Source organism: Staphylococcus pseudoxylosus (assembly GCF_003697915.1).
GTDB lineage: Bacteria > Bacillota > Bacilli > Staphylococcales > Staphylococcaceae > Staphylococcus > Staphylococcus pseudoxylosus.
Genome location: NZ_RCVN01000008.1, coordinates 23,517 through 43,845, shown reverse-complemented (window position 1 = coordinate 43,845; position 20,329 = coordinate 23,517). Strand labels below are relative to the sequence as shown.

At 32.6% G+C, this 20,329-nt stretch carries 20 protein-coding genes and 1 riboswitch; of the genes, 8 read left to right on the top strand and 12 right to left on the bottom strand.

Annotation, left to right across the window (positions count from 1 at the left end; translation table 11 throughout):
• The first annotated feature begins 101 nt into the window (after positions 1-101).
• Complete coding sequence (gene def / locus D9V42_RS08390; protein WP_107555856.1) at positions 102-653, top strand: peptide deformylase; 552 nt, start codon at positions 102-104, stop codon at positions 651-653.
• Between the two features lie 62 nt (positions 654-715).
• Here the strand turns inward: def and D9V42_RS08385 are convergent, their stop codons facing one another.
• Positions 716-988: a hypothetical protein gene (locus D9V42_RS08385; protein WP_107529746.1), complete on the bottom strand. Its 273-nt coding sequence runs from the start codon at positions 986-988 to the stop codon at positions 716-718.
• 503 nt (positions 989-1,491) lie between these two features.
• Here D9V42_RS08385 and D9V42_RS08380 point away from each other — a divergent pair.
• Both D9V42_RS08380 and rnjA read left to right on the top strand, forming a co-directional pair.
• Entirely contained in the window at positions 1,492-1,707 is a 216-nt protein-coding gene (locus D9V42_RS08380) for a DNA-dependent RNA polymerase subunit epsilon (protein ID WP_017724141.1), read from the top strand.
• On the top strand, positions 1,707-3,575 hold the full coding sequence (gene rnjA, locus D9V42_RS08375; RefSeq protein ID WP_107555857.1) for a ribonuclease J1: 1,869 nt from the start codon (positions 1,707-1,709) through the stop codon (positions 3,573-3,575). Before D9V42_RS08380 ends, rnjA begins: the two co-directional genes overlap by 1 nt.
• Before the next feature lie 304 nt (positions 3,576-3,879).
• Here the strand turns inward: rnjA and D9V42_RS08370 are convergent, their stop codons facing one another.
• The 3 genes from D9V42_RS08370 to D9V42_RS08360 all read right to left on the bottom strand — a co-directional run bounded on the left by D9V42_RS08370 (position 3,880) and on the right by D9V42_RS08360 (position 7,005).
• Entirely contained in the window at positions 3,880-4,539 is a 660-nt protein-coding gene (locus D9V42_RS08370; protein ID WP_017724139.1) for a potassium channel family protein, read from the bottom strand.
• 97 nt (positions 4,540-4,636) lie between these two features.
• Positions 4,637-5,653 (bottom strand): cytochrome d ubiquinol oxidase subunit II, encoded by a 1,017-nt coding sequence (locus D9V42_RS08365; RefSeq protein ID WP_107555858.1) that lies wholly within the window; start codon positions 5,651-5,653, stop codon positions 4,637-4,639.
• Positions 5,650-7,005 carry a cytochrome ubiquinol oxidase subunit I gene (locus tag D9V42_RS08360; protein ID WP_107555863.1) on the bottom strand — a complete coding sequence of 452 codons (1,356 nt, stop codon included), beginning with the start codon at positions 7,003-7,005 and terminating at the stop codon, positions 5,650-5,652. Before D9V42_RS08360 ends, D9V42_RS08365 begins: the two co-directional genes overlap by 4 nt.
• Positions 7,006-7,203: 198 nt before the next feature.
• Between D9V42_RS08360 and D9V42_RS08355 the strand changes: the two genes are divergently transcribed.
• Positions 7,204-7,434, top strand: a complete 231-nt coding sequence (locus tag D9V42_RS08355; RefSeq protein ID WP_107555859.1) for a glutaredoxin family protein — start codon at positions 7,204-7,206, stop codon at positions 7,432-7,434.
• Positions 7,435-7,637: 203 nt separating this feature from the next.
• Here the strand turns inward: D9V42_RS08355 and ptsP are convergent, their stop codons facing one another.
• From ptsP to auxA, 5 genes are all read right to left on the bottom strand, one after another.
• Positions 7,638-9,353: a phosphoenolpyruvate--protein phosphotransferase gene (ptsP, locus tag D9V42_RS08350; RefSeq protein WP_122064410.1), complete on the bottom strand. Its 1,716-nt coding sequence runs from the start codon at positions 9,351-9,353 to the stop codon at positions 7,638-7,640.
• Positions 9,354-9,355: 2 nt separating this feature from the next.
• Positions 9,356-9,622 carry a phosphocarrier protein HPr gene (locus D9V42_RS08345; RefSeq protein ID WP_017724134.1) on the bottom strand — a complete coding sequence of 89 codons (267 nt, stop codon included), beginning with the start codon at positions 9,620-9,622 and terminating at the stop codon, positions 9,356-9,358.
• Positions 9,623-9,786: 164 nt separating this feature from the next.
• On the bottom strand, positions 9,787-10,329 hold the full coding sequence (locus D9V42_RS08340) for a DUF697 domain-containing protein (RefSeq protein ID WP_122064408.1): 543 nt from the start codon (positions 10,327-10,329) through the stop codon (positions 9,787-9,789).
• A gap of 59 nt (positions 10,330-10,388) precedes the next feature.
• Positions 10,389-11,558 (bottom strand): class I SAM-dependent rRNA methyltransferase, encoded by a 1,170-nt coding sequence (locus tag D9V42_RS08335; RefSeq protein ID WP_122064406.1) that lies wholly within the window; start codon positions 11,556-11,558, stop codon positions 10,389-10,391.
• A 313-nt stretch (positions 11,559-11,871) separates the two neighbouring features.
• On the bottom strand, positions 11,872-13,173 hold the full coding sequence (gene auxA / locus D9V42_RS08330; RefSeq protein WP_122064404.1) for a lipoteichoic acid stability factor AuxA: 1,302 nt from the start codon (positions 13,171-13,173) through the stop codon (positions 11,872-11,874).
• Between the two features lie 242 nt (positions 13,174-13,415).
• Between auxA and graF the strand changes: the two genes are divergently transcribed.
• From graF to D9V42_RS08315, 4 genes are all read left to right on the top strand, one after another.
• Entirely contained in the window at positions 13,416-13,550 is a 135-nt protein-coding gene (gene graF, locus D9V42_RS15340) for a glycopeptide resistance-associated protein GraF (RefSeq protein WP_017724130.1), read from the top strand.
• Between the two features lie 370 nt (positions 13,551-13,920).
• Positions 13,921-14,022, top strand: a riboswitch (TPP riboswitch).
• A gap of 79 nt (positions 14,023-14,101) precedes the next feature.
• Positions 14,102-14,677: an ECF transporter S component gene (locus D9V42_RS08325; protein ID WP_107555427.1), complete on the top strand. Its 576-nt coding sequence runs from the start codon at positions 14,102-14,104 to the stop codon at positions 14,675-14,677.
• A 12-nt stretch (positions 14,678-14,689) separates the two neighbouring features.
• The gene (locus D9V42_RS08320) at positions 14,690-16,099 is read left to right on the top strand and encodes an ABC transporter ATP-binding protein (protein ID WP_122064402.1); all 1,410 of its coding nucleotides are present in this window, start codon (positions 14,690-14,692) and stop codon (positions 16,097-16,099) included.
• A complete protein-coding gene (locus tag D9V42_RS08315; RefSeq protein ID WP_107555429.1) occupies positions 16,092-16,898 on the top strand; it encodes an energy-coupling factor transporter transmembrane component T family protein in 807 nt (268 codons plus the stop codon). The genes D9V42_RS08320 and D9V42_RS08315 overlap by 8 nt, the downstream gene beginning before the upstream one ends.
• Before the next feature lie 109 nt (positions 16,899-17,007).
• Here the strand turns inward: D9V42_RS08315 and purD are convergent, their stop codons facing one another.
• The 3 genes from purD to purN are packed head-to-tail and all read right to left on the bottom strand — an operon-like array spanning position 17,008 to position 20,327.
• The gene (gene purD / locus D9V42_RS08310) at positions 17,008-18,246 is read right to left on the bottom strand and encodes a phosphoribosylamine--glycine ligase (RefSeq protein ID WP_122064399.1); all 1,239 of its coding nucleotides are present in this window, start codon (positions 18,244-18,246) and stop codon (positions 17,008-17,010) included.
• 20 nt (positions 18,247-18,266) lie between these two features.
• Positions 18,267-19,745: a bifunctional phosphoribosylaminoimidazolecarboxamide formyltransferase/IMP cyclohydrolase gene (gene purH, locus D9V42_RS08305; RefSeq protein ID WP_122064397.1), complete on the bottom strand. Its 1,479-nt coding sequence runs from the start codon at positions 19,743-19,745 to the stop codon at positions 18,267-18,269.
• Positions 19,746-19,760: 15 nt separating this feature from the next.
• Positions 19,761-20,327, bottom strand: a complete 567-nt coding sequence (gene purN / locus D9V42_RS08300; RefSeq protein ID WP_017724124.1) for a phosphoribosylglycinamide formyltransferase — start codon at positions 20,325-20,327, stop codon at positions 19,761-19,763.
• Between the last annotated feature and the right edge of the window lie 2 nt (positions 20,328-20,329).

Below are 20,329 nucleotides of genomic sequence, written 5' to 3'. Positions count from 1 at the left end.
GTATGATATATTATATAATATTTTATGATAAATCAAATCTATCACTGTATTTTTCCTATTAAGTTTTGGTATATTTTATATTAAGGAAGGTGTATGAACAAATGTTAACAATGAAAGATATTATCCGTGATGGACATCCAACACTTCGACAAAAAGCACAAGACGTGCCGTTACCGATTTCTGATGAAAATCGCAATATATTGAAATCAATGAGAGAGTTTTTAATTAATAGTCAAGATGAGGAAACTGCTAATAAATATGGACTGCGTTCAGGCGTTGGACTAGCGGCCCCTCAAATCAATGTTCCTAAAAAAATGATAGCTGTATACTTACCAGATGATGGTAGTGGTAAAAGCTATGACCTTATGTTAGTTAATCCAAAAGTGATAAGTCATAGTATTCAAGAAGCTTATTTACCTACTGGCGAGGGATGCTTAAGCGTAGACGAAAATATTCCCGGACTCGTCCATCGTAAAAATAGAATTACAGTAAAAGCGACTGACATTGATGGTAAAGAAGTTAAATTACGTTTAAAAGGTTACCCAGCGATTGTGGTTCAACATGAAATTGACCATATCAATGGTGTTATGTTCTATGATCACATTGATCAAAACAATCCACTTCAACCACACGATGATGCAGTAGAAGTCTAACTTACATCAAGGTTAAAAAATACCGTTAGCAATTTGATAATTTCAAGTTGCTAACGGTATTTTTACATAAAGTCATCTCTACGTTCATGATAAGGAATTTCTAATTCTTTTAATTCTGATTTCAATACATTTAACTCCTGAATGTCTATAAACTCTGGATCATGATTATGTTTTACATAAATTTGATTTCCATTTACGTTATCAATAATTTCATTATAATTAAAAAACATGATTACTTGTTCAGCACGCACCTCAAAAGTTACATCTTGAAATATTTTATCAGTTCGCTTTTTTTCAACTTTTACATCTTCCACAATTCTCTTTACTTGATCCATCTCTATCACCCTCAACATCACTTTCACTACGATAATCTACTGATTTTGCAATGATAATAATTTTTCCTTCTCATATTATCTTATAATAACTTTCATTTCTTACTCAAGCTTAAACTTATTTTTTTACAAATTTTCTGAAAAAACAAGAAGTTAATTTTACATTCTTTATAAAATATAAGCATAATTGTTCGTATTAATGGCACGCAACAAGATAAAACTGCTTTATTTATTCTACTACATCATGTAAAATGAGAGATAACTGAAAACATACAAGTAATTATATTTGTGTTTTTCTAATCGAACGAAATTAAGAAAATCGCCCTAGCAGCATACTGGGATGACTAGTATGTTTTATTTATATAATGGTAGCTAAACATCACGTTTCTGAAAATAATGATGATATATTATAATCCTCATCATTTTCATCCCACTTATAACACTAGGGTTTTTACAATAAAATAAAAAGAAAATCAATAGATGATTTTTAGGAGGAAAATAATAAAATGGCAGTATTTAAAGTATTTTATCAACATAACAGTGAAGAAGTAATCGTACGTGAAAACACACAAACGATTTATGTTGAAGGACAAACAGAAGAACAAGTTAGAAGATATCTAAAAAACCGTAATTTTAATATTGAATTTATAACTAAACTAGAGGGCGCACATTTAGAGTATGAAAAACAATCAGATCATTTCAACGTGGAGCAAGCTGAATAATGAAACAAATTCATAAAAATGAAGTTGCGGTTTATGCACTTGGTGGCTTAGGTGAAATTGGTAAAAACACTTATGCCGTTGAGTATCAAGATGAAATCGTTATTATCGATGCTGGGATTAAATTTCCTGATGACAATTTATTAGGTATCGATTACGTTATTCCTGATATTACTTACCTAGAGCAGAACCAAGATAAAATCGTTGGGTTGTTTATTACTCATGGACACGAAGACCATATAGGTGGTGTGCCCTACCTATTAAAGAAAATTAATGTTCCTATTTATGGTGGACCATTAGCTCTAGGCCTAATTAGAAATAAATTAGAAGAACATCACTTGTTAAGAACTACGGAACTTATTGAAATTGAAGAAAGTAGTGTAATTAAATCAAAACACTTTGAGGTTTCATTCTATTTAACTACACACAGTATTCCAGAATCATATGGTGTCATTGTAAATACACCTGAAGGTAATATTGTGCATACAGGAGATTTCAAATTTGATTTAACTCCAGTTGGTGAGCCCGCTAACATAGCTAAAATGGCTAGACTTGGTGAAGAAGGCGTTCTGTGCTTACTCTCTGACTCAACTAACTCGCTAGTACCTGACTTCACATTAAGTGAACGCGAAGTTGGTCAAAACGTCGAAAAAATATTCAGAAATTGTAATGGCAGAATTATATTTGCTACATTCGCTTCTAATATTTACCGTGTGCAACAAGCGGTAGAAGCTGCAATCAAGCATAATCGTAAGATTGTAACTTTTGGTCGTTCGATGGAAAATAATATCAAAATTGGTATGGAATTAGGTTATATCAAAGCACCACCAGAAACATTTGTTGAACCTAATAAAATCAATACAGTTCCTAAACATGAACTCTTGATTTTATGTACTGGTTCACAAGGTGAGCCAATGGCTGCACTTTCAAGAATCGCTAATGGTACACACAAACAAATTAAAATAATTCCTGAAGATACGGTTGTCTTTAGTTCATCACCTATCCCAGGTAATACGAAGAGCATCAACCGTACGATCAACTCACTATATCGTGCTGGTGCAGAAGTTATTCATAATAAAGTATCAAATATTCATACTTCTGGACATGGTTCAAAAGGTGATCAACAATTGATGTTACGTTTATTACGTCCTAAGTTCTTCTTACCAATCCATGGTGAATACCGTATGCTGAAAGCACACGGTCAATCCGGAATTGAATGTGGTGTTGAACCCGATAATGTCTTTATATTTGATATAGGTGATGTATTAGCTTTAACACGAGATACAGCGCGTAAAGCTGGTAGAATTCCTTCAGGTAACGTACTTGTCGATGGTAGTGGCATTGGAGATATTGGTAATGTAGTTATTCGCGATAGAAAACTATTGTCTGAAGAAGGCTTAGTAATCGTTGTAGTAAGTATAGACTTTAATACGAACACACTGTTATCAGGTCCAGACCTTATTTCCAGAGGTTTCGTATATATGCGAGAATCAGGACAACTGATTTATGATGCGCAACGTAGAATCAAAACAGATGTAATTGGTAAATTAAATCAAAATCCAGAGATTCAATGGCATCAAATTAAATCATCAATTATCGAAACGTTGCAACCTTATCTATTTGAGAAAACTGCACGTAAACCAATGATATTACCAGTTATTATGAAAGTTAATGAAGATGATAATCAATCATTTTCTAAAAAACCTAATAATAATCAGCCTAAACCCAAGAAAAACAACACGAAGGCACCCGCTAAATCTAAAAAACCAACAGATAAGCATAATAAAAAGGTTAATAATAAAAAACCGAAACAAAATGTTAATAAGAAGCAATCAACAGATTCATCAGATACGCCATCAAACAAAGCATAGTGCGTCGTTGTACAAAATGTTGATTTGCGATAGCAAACCTAATCAGAATTAAAAGTAAATTAATAGCCATTCGTTTAGTAAGTGCTAATAAAAAGATGAAGTTGAGACTTTAAATGACGTCCCAACTTCATCTTTTTTATTGAATATTAAACGACCACTTCTTAAATAACTATTAAAAAATGCATTTAAAAGTAGCTATACTATATGTGTCTACTTTTAAGCGCATTTTCTATGATTAACTTATATGAAATATACAATTATTATAACTATTCATAAATTACTAACTTAAATAATCTAATAATGATTATCTCACTACTTTTTTCTCAAAACGATTTAAATCGTTATCGTGTCCTATCATTATTAAAATATCGCCAATCTCTATACTTAAATTAGGATCTGGAGATACTAAGATTTCTCTACCACGTTTAATCGCAATAATACTAATGCCAAATTGTGCACGAATATCCAACTGTATAATTGTTTGCCCTGCCATTTTCTCACTTGCTTTGATTTCAACGATGGAATGTTCATCTGCCAATTCTAAATAATCTAACACACTTGCACTAGCAACATTATGCGCAATTCTTCTACCCATATCTCTTTCTGGGTGTACGACGGTATCAGCGCCAATTTTATTTAAAATTTTAGCATGATAATCGTTTTGTGCTTTTGCCGTTACTTTCTTCACACCTAACTCTTTTAAAATTAAAGTCGTTAAGGTACTAGATTGAATATTCTCTCCAATTGCAACAATAACATGATCAAAATTTCTGATGCCTAAACTTTTCATTACAGCTTCATCCGTTGTATCTGCAACAACAGCGTGTGTTGCAATATCACTGTATTCATTTACTCGGGCTTCATTCATATCTATTGCCATAACATCCATGTCTAATGCATTTAATTCTCTTACTATACTGCCACCGAATCGACCTAGGCCGATTACCACATATTCTTTATCCATATGCGTCCTCCAATTTAAAAATTGTGGTATATTAATCGAAACTTTACTTCAAGAAGTATTGCTTTCAATTAATATAACCACATTTGAAAATATTAAGTTATTTTTTGCCTTCCACATATTTTTTGTCGAAAACAAATAATCTTAATAATAATATTAACGATGGAATGAGTAAAAGTAAACCTAAAATAAACACAATAATTAAGGCTATTGCCATGCTACTATTTACGACGCCTTCATCTATGCGAATGTACGGATACAATATATACGGCAATTTACTTGCGCCATAACCAAAGAATGCAAAGCCCATTTGTAAAATCACTAACGCAAAAGCATAACCATGCCCTTTTTTCATAAGTGTTAATACCATTGCACCAACAAAACATATAAAGCTTAGTAGGAACATCCACCAATAATTTGTTACTGCATTCAAGAAGTGCCCTTCATTTTGTAAACGCAATGACAAGAATACAAATAATGATACAGCAATCATAGGTGCTCCCCAAATTAAGAACCAATATCTCAATAAATCGTATGCTAGCTTATCTTTTGCTTTAGAAGCGTAAAATGTAAGAAAACCTGACGAAATGTAAAGTACTGAAATAATCGCTAAAAATACTACCGACCAAGAATATGGACTAAGCAATAGTTCTAACCAATTTAAATCTAAATGATTCTCTGTGCCAGTAATATATCCGCCTTCAGATATTGTTAACGTTGTAGCTAGCGCAGCCGGAATCAATAATCCAGCGATGCCGTACATCGCTAACCATGGTAACTTAGTATCTGGGCCATAGTTTTCAAACGCATAAAAGCCACCTCTAATCGAAAGTAAAATTAACGCGATTGACGCTGGCAATAATAACACTGTGCCAAAATACTTGGCTGTATCAGGGAAGAATCCAACCATTCCTACGAAGAAAAATACAAAGAACACATTTGTTACTTCCCATACTGGATTAAGATAACGAGCGATTAAATGATTAATTTTCTTATCTTGCTTCGTAATTTTTGCATGTAGTGTAAAAAAGCCTGCACCAAAATCAATTGAGGCGATAATGATGTAACAGAATAAGAAAATCCAAAGCACTGAAATACCAATGTAAGCAAATATCATTCTGCTTCACCTCTTTCTGAAGCTAATGCTTCAACGTCTTTATATGCTGGTTTATGTCTAAACATACGAATCAATACATAAGCAGAAGTAACCATAAGTACGATATAAAGTAACCCAAATAATATCGTCACGAGTGTAAGTCCACCTGCTTGTGTTGCCGCATCAGCTACTTTTAGATAGCCACGAACAATCCATGGTTGACGACCTTGTTCTGTTAAGAACCAACCAAACTCAATTGCCAACATTGCCGCTGGTCCGGTCAATAAAGCACCATATAACATCGGTTTAGAATGTGTGAATTTCCGTAATTTTTTAAAGACAAGCGTCAACACATATGCGCCTGATACTATAAGGCAAAATACACCCATAGAAACCATTAAGTCAAAATAATAATGTACAATCATAGGCGGATGTAATTCCTCAGGGAAATCATTTAAACCTTTTACTTCTGTATTTGTATTATTATCTGCTAAGAAGCTTAAAATACCAGGAATTTTAATTGCACCTGAAACTTCTTGTGTTTTTTCATCTAGCGAGCCAAATAATACTAAATCTGCATTCGATTCTGTATCAAAATGCCATTCATATGCTGCTAGTTTTTCTGGTTGCTCTTGATGTAAGAATTTCGCTGACAAGTCTCCAGCTAGCATTGATCCCAAGGTAAATACTACACCTAAAATCATAGTTAATTTAAGTGCTTTCTTATGATACTCAGTATCTTTTTTAAATTTATTTTTTAACAATTTAAATGCTGCAATAGCAGCTAATACAAATGCCATCGTCATTAATGCAGTGGCTACAACGTGAAATGAACGTATTAAAAATGAATCATTAAACATTGCTGCTAGTGGCTCTACATTTACCATTTTTCCATTTTTCATTTCAAATCCAGCAGGTGTATTCATAAATGAATTAACTGCTGTGATAAAGAATGCGGAAAATGACCCACCTAATATAACTGGAATGCTTATAAGAAAATGTGTCCACTTCCCTTTAAAACGATCCCATGTATATAAGTAAATACTCAAGAAAATTGCTTCAAAGAAGAAAGCAAAAGTTTCCATAAATAACGGTAATGCTATAACATGACCACCCATTTGCATAAAGGTTGGCCAAAGTAGCGACAATTGTAAACCAATTATAGTACCGGTAACAACACCAACTGCCACTGTAATGGTATATCCTTTGGACCATCTTTTAGCCATAGCTGTATACGATGGATCATTTTTCTTAATCCCTAAAAATTCAGCAACAGCAAACATGACCGGTACACCTACTCCGATTGTTGCAAAAATTATATGAACTGCGAGTGTCATCGCAGTTAGAAAGCGTGCTAATTCAACTGAATCCATAATATCACCTTTTTTATTTATTTGTGACAAAAATCACAACGTCCATTCATTATAAACTGCTTTACATTTTTTTGAAATAAATTGCGCTCAAAATAAAGTGACAAATTAATGACCAATAGCATGTATTTTTTAAACTTGAAATATTTATTAAAGTTTTTTATATTTAAGTAAATTATGATGAAGAAAGGACAAAGTACTATGACTGAAATTATTATTTACACCCAAAACGATTGCCCACCTTGTACATTTATCAAAAATTACTTATCAGATAAAGCAATTGACTATACTGAAAAACATATTAGCAATTCAAAATTCAGAAACGAAATGATGGATTATGATGCATTTGCTACACCATTTATCTTAATAGATGGCGAACCAATGTATCAAATTGATATGGATAAAATCAATCAACGTTTGAATATAAATTAGTTACCCTTCGCCATCCCATTAACTTATATATCAAACCTAACTCAGAAAGTTGCATTTTACAATAATTGTGTATTAAAAGATTTGAATAATCAAAAAAACTGTTCACAAAGTTATTTAACTCTGTGAACAGTTTTTTAAATGTAGCGAAGCATTAAAGTAATTCAATACTTATATGCATTCGCTTACAAAATTATTCAAAAATTTTATTTCGCGTATTGTTCAACCAATTCTTGTACTTCTTCTGAAGTCGCACAATTAATTGCTCTATTCGCTAGTTCTTCCATTTCATTTTGACTTAAACCTTTGATTTGTCGACGTGCTTTCAATATAGATGTCGCACTCATTGAAAACTCATCTAAACCTAGACCTAGTAGCAATGGAATAGCAGTTTCGTCTCCAGCCATTTCTCCGCACATACCAGTCCATTTACCTTCATTATGTGAAGCTTCAATCACTTGTTTTACCAAACGTAAAATTGAAGGATTGTATGGTTGATACAAGTAAGAAACACGTTCAGACATACGATCAGCAGCCATTGTATATTGAATCAAGTCATTTGTACCAATACTAAAGAAATCAACTTCTTTAGCAAATACATCTGCTAAAGCAGCAGTAGATGGTATCTCTACCATAATACCTAATTCAATATCATCAGATACTTCAATGCCTTCGTTAGTTAAATTCTCTTTTTCTTCTAATAACAATGCTTTGGCATCGCGGAACTCTTTGATTGTGGCAACCATTGGGAACATGATATTTAATTTTCCGTAAGTAGATGCACGTAATAATGCTCTTAATTGCGGTCTAAAAATATCTGGTTGATCTAAACATAAACGAATTGCACGATATCCTAAGAATGGATTCATTTCTTCAGGTAAGTTTAAATACGGTAACTCTTTGTCGCCACCGATATCTAAAGTACGTACAACAACACGCTTATCTTCCATTGTTTCCAACACTTTTTTATAAGCCTCAAATTGTTCATCTTCAGTTGGCATTTCATTTCTACCCATATATAAGAACTCAGTACGGTATAATCCAATACCTTCTGCGCCATTTTCGATAACACCTTTTAAATCATCTGGTGTACCTATATTAGCAGCAAGCTCTACATGCGTTCCATCAGCTGTTGTTGATGGTTCATCACGTAATTGTTGCAACGCTTGCTTATCTTCAAAGAAACGTTCACGTTTATTTTGATACGCTATAACTTCATCTTCAGTAGGGTCAATAATTACTTCACCAGTTAAACCATCAACGATAATCATATCGCCTTGTTTTACTTCCTTAGTAATTGACTTAGTACCCACGACTGCAGCAATTTCTAATGAACGACTCATAATTGCAGAATGTGATGTTCTACCACCAATATTTGTAACAAATCCTTGTACAAATTCTTTGTTTAACTGAGCAGTATCTGAAGGTGTTAAATCATTTCCGATTATAACAACGCTTTCATCAATCATACTAGGATTCGGTAATTCTACACCTAAGATGTGTGCTAACACACGTTTTGAAACGTCTCTAATATCAGCAGCACGCTCTTTCATGTATTCATTATCCATTGATTCGAATATTGTGATAAATTGTCCAGTTACATCAGATAATGCAGTTGGTGCGTTAACTTGTTCGTTTTTAATTTTTTCTTCAATCGGTTGAATTAATTCAGGATCATCTAAAACTAATAAATGTGCATCAAAAATTGCTGCCTTATCGGCACCTAAATTCTCTTCTGCATTATTTCTAATCTTAGTTAATTCAACTTTAGATGTTTCGATAGCATGATTAAACTTTGCAATTTCAGCGTCGACATCTGTTACCTTTTCACTATCAAATGAAAGGTCAGGTTCAACTAATAAATATGCTTTAGCAATAGCTACACCATCAGATGCAGCTATGCCATTAATATAATTAGACATAATTATTTAGTTAATCCTTCTTTAGATAAGATATCTGTTATTGCTTCAATTGCGTCAGTTTCATCGCTACCATCAGCGTAGATAGTGATTTCAGCATCTTTACCTACACCTAAACTCATAACACCCATGATTGATTTCAAGTTAACTTTTTTACCGTTATATTCTAATTGAATATCTGAGTCGAATTTTGAAGCAGTTTGAACAAGCATTGTCGCTGGACGAGCGTGGATACCTGTTTCGTCAATAATTACATATGATTTTTGTTCCATAATATGATATCTCCTTCGTATAGTTAGAATCGTTAGTTTATTATAAAACCTAGCACAGTTTTATATAATAACATTACCAAATTATACATATAAATTCAATTCGTTGCACCCATGATATGACAATATTCAACGAATTTTAATCATTTTGTGAAAACGCTATAGTTTTAAATAAGTGTTTTTACAACTTTTTCACATTTTTGAATATGTTCTTCCCCTATTTTCTTCATGAAGTAATAGCTTATTGAAGCTGAAATTGCTTGACCAAGAATAGGGAACCATTTAGTTTGTTTTGCCGCTACTCGTTTGGCAACATCTCGGATAACCACTTTCAATATTGCATTGGATACTTTTTTACCTATAAATTGACTTCCTTGAATTGCCGCCGCTGCAAAAACACGTTCTTTCATATCGTCTCCCATATTATTAACCTGTTTATGGTCAAGACCATATATCTTGTTAACATCTTCAATAATATCTCTCATAAGCTTAATATCTACACCAAAGTCTAAACCTGGAATTGGCACAACACTTACACTTGAAGATAAAACCGATTTTTTTCTAACAAGTGCTTGTGCCCTTTCACGACGTTCCTCAATCTCAATATTTGTTGTAGGTATATTACTTTTTTGTTTAATATCCTCAATTTTCAGTACTTTATTGCCTACTTTATTTGTAAATTTATTTGTTATTTTATTTTTAAAGCTCATCTCGTTCACTCCTTAAGTAAATTCATTCACATTAAAAATAATACCCTTTTTTCAAAGTTTTACTTTATTTTTACAAAAATAGCTTTTAGATATTTAGATGGTTTGTAATGAGGATGTGTTTTAAAGTCTTTAGGCAAGCCCATTACATCAACAATTTCATAATCTACATTTTCAGCCTTTAATGTTGTATTCACTACATTTTTAAATGCTTTTAATGAAAATGCACTATTATTTGTACACAATAGTAGTGTACCATCTGGTCCAAGTATATCGAGTGCACCTAAAATTAACTTATCGTAATCTTTTTGTACAGAAAACGTTTTTTTCTTATTTCTAGAAAAACTTGGCGGATCTATGACAATCGTGTCATAAAATAAATCATGACGACGTGCATAATTATAAAAATCAAATGTATCCATTACATAAATATATTGAGATTTAGGATCAATACTATTTAATCCAAAATTTTCTTCTGTTAAAGGACGAGAACGGTTTGCTAAGTCTACACTTGTCGTCATTTCAGCCTTTTCTGCTGCAACTACTGAAAATGCACCTGTATAACTAAAAACATTTAACACTTCTTTATCTTCTGCGTATTGATCTTTTAATTTTTTACGTACTTCTTTCTGATCTAAAAAGATGCCAGTCATTGGTCCATCATCTAAGTGCACATTGTAGAAAGTATAGTTTTCTTCAATTACTATTGGGAATTCTGGTGCGTCCCCATCAACAAAGCCACCTTTAATTTCTGCATCTTTGAATCGCATTTTCTCGTATATTGAAGTATAAGGAAATACAGCTTTTAAGGCTGATAGTACATTATAACGGAATTTATAAATCCCTTTTGAATACCATTGAATTAAGAAATGGCCATCATAGTTGTCTATTGTCAGACCTCCAACACCATCGCCTTCACCATTAAACACTCTAAAAGCGTTTGTTCCATCGATATTATAAAAATATGTTCTTTCAGATTTTGCTGTTTCAAATAATCTCTCAAAAAATTGCGTGTTAATCACTTCATTTTTATCGTAACTTAAAACCCAGCCAATTCCTTTATGTTGCTTACCGACATATGCAGTAGCAATATATTGTTCCTGGTTATTAACTAAATAAAATAAATCTCCTTCTTTTAAATGATCGTGTGAGTAAATATCATCTTCGTCTATCAATGGATATTCATTTAAGTACTTTGTTTCTTTACCTCTATTTAATGTGGCAGTTTTCATAAAATTATGTCAGCCTTTCTGCTTTTTATATTTATAATTTTTCTTCGCTTACTCATTCTATCATCTCAACCTTATCGTAACATCAATTATCTTTAAATCACTACATTATTGTTAGTAAAAATTAAAGGCCGAGACAACAAATATTTGTCTCAGCCTTTAAAAAATAATATTGGTAAAACCTGACTAACATAGAAAGTGCGCTTATCATAAAATTTATGCTTTGATAGTCAACTTTAACGGAGCCAGTCGATATAACCTTATTTATTCATTAAGATCTAATCCTACGCTTTATCCGCTTCATTATTTTAGTCAATTAATATTTACTTGGTTCACGCAATTTCATTACAAAGGCTACAACAATAGCAATTAACATAATTAGTAATATTGGCGTTATGAAAATTGATAGTAATAAGCCATGTACCATAATATTCATGAATTCAGTAAGTAATTTGAAGAATAATAGACTAACCATAAATAATTGTAAATAGTAAAATCTATCTTTTAAGAAATTCGTTAATGTCGTTAATATATAAATAATGATAATGAACATTAAGATTAGCAATGTTATCCATTCAATTACATACTGCGTTTGAGAAATCTCCCAATTGCCAGAAACAAACAATGAATTTCTATTGTTAAATTCAATTAAAGTGAAAAATAGTAGCACTGCGCCGCAAAATAATTCTACATACGCTGATTTCACCCATTTTGGTATCTTCATCCAATTAGGAATATCATCCTCTTGGATGTCTATTTTATCTTTCCACTTTGTAATGAATTTATCTTTTTTATCTCTTACTTTTTGAATATCTACACTTCTACGTGTTTTTCTAGTAAATTCTGTTGTTTTATCTTGTAAGTTTTTCCAAGTTTCTTTCGTTTGATTCGTTACTGTGCCTTTACTTGTTCTTGATAATTCCGGTTCTTCTTCACCAAGTTCTTGCTTAGTTAATGGAAGAGATCTTCTTAAGAATAAGAAGTTCCAAATTGACATTTGACCTAGCAACCACATAATTATGAAAAATGTGTTCACACTTAAAATATCAATCGGTATAATTTCATCACTATCAATTCTCCCATATAGCACAATTTGCGTAATTAAATAACTAAAACCATAACTGAAAATAATCCAAAGATAATGATATTTTCTATGATCTGTATTTAACTCATCTTTATAAACGATATAACCAATGTGAATTGCAAATGGTATTACGAAAATAATAGCAAAGAAGCTATAAACTTGAGTCATTAAAATTAACGTGATAATAAAGAACAATATACCAACAACTAAAAAGAATATTGAAATATCATAGTCGTATTTTGTTGTTCTAAATAGAGTAAAACCAAGCAAAACAACACCAATACCAAATAAAATGATTATAATGGCACTAAATACTGGGAAATTCCCAATATAATTGCTTATCACCCTAATTATTTCACCAAAAAATGCGTTTATAAAATCCCATACATTATGAATATGTAGATCAATTTTCCCCTTGTTATTTAATTTATCAATTAAAGGTAAATTGATTAAAATGATGAGACCTGTGAAAAGCGAAACGATGCCTATAATATAACTATATAATATCTCAGCGTGTTTCTTCAAAAAAGACATACCATTCACCTCAAAAGTTATTATATATTAACATTTAGTTCTTGTCTTTAACAATTTAATAAATACGTCCATAGTATGATATAAATCGATGTATAGTCAACTTTCCACTTATACCATTCAATTAAACAATAAATTGATTATAACTAAGACAAAAATCTAAATCACTAGTTTTGTTTGATTTTTTTATGTTGTGGTATATATATTTTATAGAAGCCATATACTTTAAAAGGAGTGTTTAATCTATGAGCAAAGAAGAATTAAACAAAAAAGCCGCAGAACAAGCAAAAGAAGCAGAAGATAAATTAAAAGATAAGAAGGAAACTGCTGAAGATAGTACAGAAGAAACTAAAAAGAATGTACAAGATTCATTAGACTAAATGTTTCAATAATATAGGTATCACATGCTTTAAAATATAAATGTAAATCCGACAAGTGAGACTGGGTCATAATAAATGTCCCAGTCTCATCTTTAATGTCATTTTTTATTGCCCTTACATTAGATAGGTATTATATGTGTTAGGACAATATCTTTAGATATATACCGTGTACATGGTGATGTAATGCAATTAAGGTGAATATAAATAAAATAGCTCACCTCCTTTTTGTATAGACAAGTTTTAGTTTGGTTAAAGCGAAATAATGATTAATCTATATGGAAGTAAAGTACATATGTCATATATTAAATTTAAGAGGCAGTCTTGACATTATCCCTTAAAAGTCATACATTATAGTTAAATTTAAATTAATCATTCGCACTAGGGGTGTTTTGTGACTGAGATGAGGTATACCCTCAAACCCTTTGAACCTGATCTAGATGAAACTAGCGTAGGAAAGTGTACTAATCACCTATTTTCAGGTATTTGTATGCCTATATGTTAACGCGCAACTTTCTAGAAGGTTGTGCGTTTTTATATTAGGAGGATTTTTTATGTCAAAAGGATTAAAGCTTTCAGAAATTCTAGTAACTGTGTTAATTGCAGTTGTTTTTGCAGTTATTTACAACATTTGGAATTTTGTGTATAAAGCGTTACAAGTTACAGGGCTACATTTTGAAGAATTAACATATGGTGCTTGGTTCATGGCTGCTATCGTCGCATACCTTATTATCCCTAAAGCTGGTATTGCAATATTAGCCGAATTTGCTGCTGGTGCCGGAGAAACTATTGTCATGGGTCGTTTTGATATTGCAACTATGGTCTATGCCTTATTACAAGGTTTAGCATGTGAAATTATATTTGCTATTTTCAGATATAAATCTCGTTCAGCAATGGTCGCAATGCTCGCTGGTCTCTTAGCTTCTATTTCAACATTGCCTTTAGACTTTGCTTATGGTTATTTAGGTGAAGTTGTCGGTTGGAATCTAGCGTTATATATCGGCTTCAGACTTATAAGCGGAATCGTCGTTGCTGGCCTAATCTCCTACTATATAGTAAAAGCATTGGATCAAACGGGTGTAACCAAATTGTTCAGACCTGCCACAGAAAGTGACTATGATAATTTATAAGGAGCAATCACGTTGATAGCTACAAAAAATTTACGATTAAAATATCCAAACGGTAAGAAAAAGATATTTGATCATTTAACACTCCAAATCAAAGAAAACGAAAAAGTACTATTATTAGGACCATCAGGTTCTGGCAAAAGCACTTTATTAAATGTATTAAGTGGTATTGTACCAAATCTTATTGATTTACCTATCAAATATGATGAATTGCTTATCGATGATTCCAGTAGCGTTATCTTTCAAGATCCAGATAGTCAATTTTGTATGCCTAAAGTTGACGAAGAATTAGCATTTGTTTTAGAAAATCAACAAATCCCTCGTCACGAAATGGATGAACGTATAGATCATGCATTAAAAGCCGTCGATTTAAAAGTGGATAAAAATCAATACATTAATCAGCTAAGTGGCGGTATGAAACAGAAATTAGCAATTGCCGAAACGATATTACAACAGTCGAAAACCTTGTTTTTAGATGAACCTACTGCAATGTTGGATGTTGAATCGACTGCAGAACTATGGGGTAAAATTAAATCCCTTTGGCAAGATAAAACAGTGGTCATTGTCGAACATAAAGTAAATCATATATGGCAACATATGGATCGTGTCATCTTATTAAATTATGAAGGGGACATTATTGCTGATAACACGCCCGATGAAATTTTGAATGAACATGAAGATTTGTTAACAGAGTATGGTGTTTGGCACCCTAATGCATGGCAATATGCCCCACCAACTATGCATTTCAATAGCAGCAGCTCAAACTTAGACCTTGAATTTGATCATGTAACCATAAAACGTGGTAAACGTCATCTTATTAATATCCCTCAATTAAATGTAGGTACTGGAGAATGGATTACAATTACAGGTGCGAATGGCTCTGGAAAAACATCATTACTCGAATCAATGATGCAATTAATTAAATATGAAGGACGTATGTTATTGAATCATCGTTCTTTCAATAAAATTAAAGTAGCTGCTAAATATATGTATTTAGTTTATCAAAATCCAGAATTACAATTCATTACCTCTTCCGTTTATGATGAAGTTCATATTCAATATAAAAATAAATTTAATTCTAAACAAGAAGCTACTACTCAGACTGAATCAATGTTGAAAACACTTAATTTGCTATCCGTAAAATCTCAACATCCTTATGAACTTTCAATTGGTCAAAAGAGACGCTTAAGTGTTGCAATTGCACTAAGTTCATCATCTGAATTCATATTACTTGATGAACCTACATTTGGTCTCGATAGCCATAATACATTTAATTTAATAAAATTATTTCAACAACGTGTAGCAAGTGGTCAAACTATTATTATGGTGACACATGATTCAGAAATCATATCTCGTTATCCTACACGAAGACTCCATTTATCACAACACGCCATAGAAGAAATGGCTGGTGATTATTATGTTTGATCTTTGGAAGAAACATTATACTTTTGTAGATGATGTAAATATAATTACTAAATTAGCAATCGCTGTCATTTTATTTTTCTTTGTTATACTTGTTCATCAGTTTGATTTCATGCTCTACATTACATGTCTAATGCTGCTATTTTTATTAGCTTTTAATGGTTTGCAATTAAAAATCACCTTAACTTTTGTTATTTTAACGATGCTATTCAGTCTCATATCTGCGTTGTTTATGATTTTTTATGGCGATGGTACGCACACACTATTCCAATTCGGCTTTGTCCATATTACTTCAGAAAGTTTATATCGTGGCTTACATTTAGCCATGCGTACGACTACCATTTCATTTTTCGGGATTTTAATTGCTTTCACTTCTCAGATTGTTTTAGTGTTTTACAGTCTAATGCAGCACTTAAAAGTAAAACCTAAAGTTGCTTATGCATTCATGGCAGCAATTCGTATGGTCCCATTGATGTTCATTTCATTAATACAACTTAGAAAATCACTAAAAATGCGTTATCAATTAATTAACGCACAAAATTATCGTGGCTTTAAAAAATTAAAACACTTATTAATTCCTTTATTAAGCCAAAACATCCGTAAAGCACATCAGCTTTCTGTAGCAATGGAAAAAAATGGATTTAAAGATGGTCCAAGAACGTACTATTATTATGCACCTTTCTCGTATAAAGATTTTCTATTAATTTTAGTAATGGGTATGATTTTATTAAGTGCTTATTTATTAGCTCAATACATCCCTATTACCGGCATTGAAGATATACGTGTAACAAATATTTATTAAAAAGATTAACCAACTTTTTAAGTAGACATATTATCCAAAAAGAAAAGCGATTGGACAAAACTTAAACCACTTTGTCCAATCGCTTTTTAAATTTATGATAATCTTTCAACTATTTTATCGCTTTATTACTAATATCTTTACGATAGAAAAGTCCATCGCTTTCTATGTTATCGACCGCTTCATATGCATTAAATTTAGCTTCAGCAATATCTTCACCTTCGCCTAATGCTAATATGACACGACCGCCCGAAGTAACATACAGATCATTTTCTTTCTTTAAACCACTTATAAAGTAATCGCCATTTAAATTAAAACCTGTTACTTGGTGTCCTTTTTCATATTGTCCTGGGTAACCTTTTGAAGCTAACATAACGCCTACAACCGCATGATCTTTCCATTCGAAATTGATAGGTGCTTTCGCTTCTAAATCAATGATATGTTGCATCAAGTCGCTCTCCATACGTGTGAGTAGCACTTGTGCTTCAGGGTCACCAAAACGAGCATTAAATTCTATTACTTTTGGTCCGTCTGCGGTAATAATGGCTCCTATATAAAGTACACCAAAGAATGAGTACCCTTCTTTGACCATAGCTTGGGCAATTGGCTGAGCAATTTCGTCGTTAGTCTGTTTCAAGATTGACTCATCAATATGAGGTACTGGACAATAAGCACCCATACCGCCTGTATTTGGTCCTTTGTCATTATCATATGCACGTTTATGATCTTGCGCAATACAATCAAATGGCACTGCATAGTCACCATTAACCATCGTCATAAGTGAAAATTCTTCGCCTTCAAGGAATTGTTCAAATACAACAACGCCATCTTCCTCAGGATATAACGTTTCTATACCTGCTTGTGCTTCTTCATAATTATTTGCAATAATAACACCTTTACCAGCAGCCAATCCATCTTTCTTTAATACAACAGGATATTCACAAGATGCAATATATTGTAAGGCACTCTGTTTATTAGTAATTTCTTTGTATTCTGCCGTCGGTATTTTATATTTTTCCATTAATTGCTTTGCAAATAGTTTTGAACCTTCTATTTGTGCTGCAGCTTGATTTGGACCAAACACTTTAACATCTGCTGCCTGTAATTTATCTGTTAAACCTTCTGTAAGTGGTTGTTCTGGCCCAATAATTGCCCATGCTATTTCATGTTGTCGCGCAAATGCTACTATTTTTTCATGATCCGTTTCAGCTATTTCCGTATGGATTATTGCTACGTCTGCCATTGCATCGTTACCTGGAATAGCATGTATTTCATTAACGAGAGGTGATTGATTTAACTTATGTGCTAAAACATGTTCTCTACCACCTGCACCAATTACAAGTACTTTCATATAATATATGGCCTCCATTATTAATGTTTAAAGTGTCTAACGCCCGTAGTTACCATAGCAATACCATGTTTGTTTGCCATATCAATAGATGCTTGATCCTTAATTGAACCACCTGGTTGAATAATCGCTTTAATTCCTGACTTGGCAGCTAGCTCGACAGTATCATCCATTGGGAAGAACCCGTCAGAAACCATTACTACATCGTCATTTATTTCGATTGCACGATCAATAGCGATTTGTGCTGAACCAACACGATTCATTTGTCCTGCACCTATGCCGACAGTTTGTTTGGCATTACTTAATATGATTGCATTACTTTTAACTGAAGCAACTACTTTCCACCCTAATAACATTGCATCCCATTGTGCTTCTGTAGGTTCAACATCAGTTACAACATTCATTTCTTCACGTTTCAAAGCTACATTGTCTTTATCTTGTACTAAGTAGCCGCCTGAAACGGATACAACTTCTTGTTCACTATTATCAATAGTCATATCAATTTCTAATAATCTAATATTTTTCTTTTGACTTAAAACATCTAAAGCTTCTTGCGTAAATTTTGGTGCAATAATAACTTCTAAGAAAATACCGTGTAATGTTTCAGCTAATGATTTTTCAACTGTTCTATTTAAAGCAACAATACCACCAAAGATAGATTGACTATCAGCTTCAAAGGCATATTGATAAGCTTCATCAATTGAATCAGCTACACCAACACCACAAGGATTCATATGCTTCACAGCAACTGCTGCTGGTTGTTCAAACTGTTTAACAAGTGACAAGGCAGCATCAGCATCTTTAATGTTATTATAACTTAATTGTTTACCGTGTAATTGCTTAGCACCAGCTAGTGTATGTGATGCATCCGAAGTACGTACAAAATACGCAGACTGCTGTGGGTTTTCCCCATAGCGTAAACTTTCTTTGTTGTCTTTGAAATAATCGACAATCGCAGCATCATATTCATTTGTATGTTCAAATACTTTAATCATTAATGATTTACGATAAGCTTCATCTAATTGGCCATCTTTTAATCTGTTTATGATTTCATTATAATCAGCAGGATGAACTACCGTTGTTACATGTTTAAAGTTTTTAGCTGCTGCACGCAACATGGTAGGACCGCCAATATCAATATTTTCAATTGCGTCACCTTCTGTTACATCTGGGTTAGCAACCGTTTCTTTAAACGGATAAAGATTCACAACGACCATATCTATTAAATCAATATGTTGTTCTTTTAATTGTTCTAAATGTTCAGGTTTATCACGATCTGCTAAAATACCACCATGTACAGATGGATGTAATGTCTTAACTCTACCACCCATAATTTCTTCAAATTGCGTTAAGTCAGAAATAGACTTTACAGGTACACCTGCTTCAGCAATTGCACGCATTGTTCCACCTGTTGAATATAATTCATAACCATTTTCTATTAGTGATTGCGCAAACGCTACAATCCCTGTTTTATTAGACACACTTAAAATTGCTTTCTTCATTATTACTTGCACCTCTTATTGAATGATTTTTGAAATGACTGCTGGGTATAATTCATGTTCTAATGCTTTTATTCTCTCTTCTAAATCAGCTTTAGTATCGTCCGGGTATATATCACATGTTCTTTGTTCGATAATTTCTCCTGTATCCATCCCACTATCGACATAATGTACCGTTGTACCCGTTATGTCATCACCACTTGCTAACGCTTGTCCCACCGCATCTTTACCTTTGTACTTAGGTAATAAGGATGGGTGAATATTTAAAATCCTTTTATCATAGGCTCTCAAAATATTTTCGCCAATTAATTTCATATAGCCTGCTAAGACTATCCATTCAACTTTTTCTGAAGTAAGCCACTCTATAATTTTTCGTTCGTAGTCTGCTTTAGAATCAAAGTTTTTCAATTCATTAATATGTACATCTAGATTGTATTTCCTAGCGCGTTCAATACAATATGCACTAACTTGGTCTGTATACAATGCTGTCACTTCAATATGAGGAAGATTACCTTGCTCAATTTGTGTCATTATGCTTTCAAAATTACTACCTGACCCTGACGCAAAAATAGCTATTTTGGTCACTT

What these genes read in the sequence shown, in the direction of transcription:
- def (WP_107555856.1), top strand. Translation starts at nt 102, where the DNA reads ATGTTAACAATGAAAGATATTATCCGTGATGGACATCCAACACTTCGA.
- D9V42_RS08385 (WP_107529746.1), bottom strand. Translation starts at nt 988, where the DNA reads ATGGATCAAGTAAAGAGAATTGTGGAAGATGTAAAAGTTGAAAAAAAG.
- D9V42_RS08380 (WP_017724141.1), top strand. Translation starts at nt 1,492, where the DNA reads ATGGCAGTATTTAAAGTATTTTATCAACATAACAGTGAAGAAGTAATC.
- rnjA (WP_107555857.1), top strand. Translation starts at nt 1,707, where the DNA reads ATGAAACAAATTCATAAAAATGAAGTTGCGGTTTATGCACTTGGTGGC.
- D9V42_RS08370 (WP_017724139.1), bottom strand. Translation starts at nt 4,539, where the DNA reads ATGGATAAAGAATATGTGGTAATCGGCCTAGGTCGATTCGGTGGCAGT.
- D9V42_RS08365 (WP_107555858.1), bottom strand. Translation starts at nt 5,653, where the DNA reads ATGATATTTGCTTACATTGGTATTTCAGTGCTTTGGATTTTCTTATTC.
- D9V42_RS08360 (WP_107555863.1), bottom strand. Translation starts at nt 7,005, where the DNA reads ATGGATTCAGTTGAATTAGCACGCTTTCTAACTGCGATGACACTCGCA.
- D9V42_RS08355 (WP_107555859.1), top strand. Translation starts at nt 7,204, where the DNA reads ATGACTGAAATTATTATTTACACCCAAAACGATTGCCCACCTTGTACA.
- ptsP (WP_122064410.1), bottom strand. Translation starts at nt 9,353, where the DNA reads ATGTCTAATTATATTAATGGCATAGCTGCATCTGATGGTGTAGCTATT.
- D9V42_RS08345 (WP_017724134.1), bottom strand. Translation starts at nt 9,622, where the DNA reads ATGGAACAAAAATCATATGTAATTATTGACGAAACAGGTATCCACGCT.
- D9V42_RS08340 (WP_122064408.1), bottom strand. Translation starts at nt 10,329, where the DNA reads ATGAGCTTTAAAAATAAAATAACAAATAAATTTACAAATAAAGTAGGC.
- D9V42_RS08335 (WP_122064406.1), bottom strand. Translation starts at nt 11,558, where the DNA reads ATGAAAACTGCCACATTAAATAGAGGTAAAGAAACAAAGTACTTAAAT.
- auxA (WP_122064404.1), bottom strand. Translation starts at nt 13,173, where the DNA reads ATGTCTTTTTTGAAGAAACACGCTGAGATATTATATAGTTATATTATA.
- graF (WP_017724130.1), top strand. Translation starts at nt 13,416, where the DNA reads ATGAGCAAAGAAGAATTAAACAAAAAAGCCGCAGAACAAGCAAAAGAA.
- D9V42_RS08325 (WP_107555427.1), top strand. Translation starts at nt 14,102, where the DNA reads ATGTCAAAAGGATTAAAGCTTTCAGAAATTCTAGTAACTGTGTTAATT.
- D9V42_RS08315 (WP_107555429.1), top strand. Translation starts at nt 16,092, where the DNA reads ATGTTTGATCTTTGGAAGAAACATTATACTTTTGTAGATGATGTAAAT.
- purD (WP_122064399.1), bottom strand. Translation starts at nt 18,246, where the DNA reads ATGAAAGTACTTGTAATTGGTGCAGGTGGTAGAGAACATGTTTTAGCA.
- purH (WP_122064397.1), bottom strand. Translation starts at nt 19,745, where the DNA reads ATGAAGAAAGCAATTTTAAGTGTGTCTAATAAAACAGGGATTGTAGCG.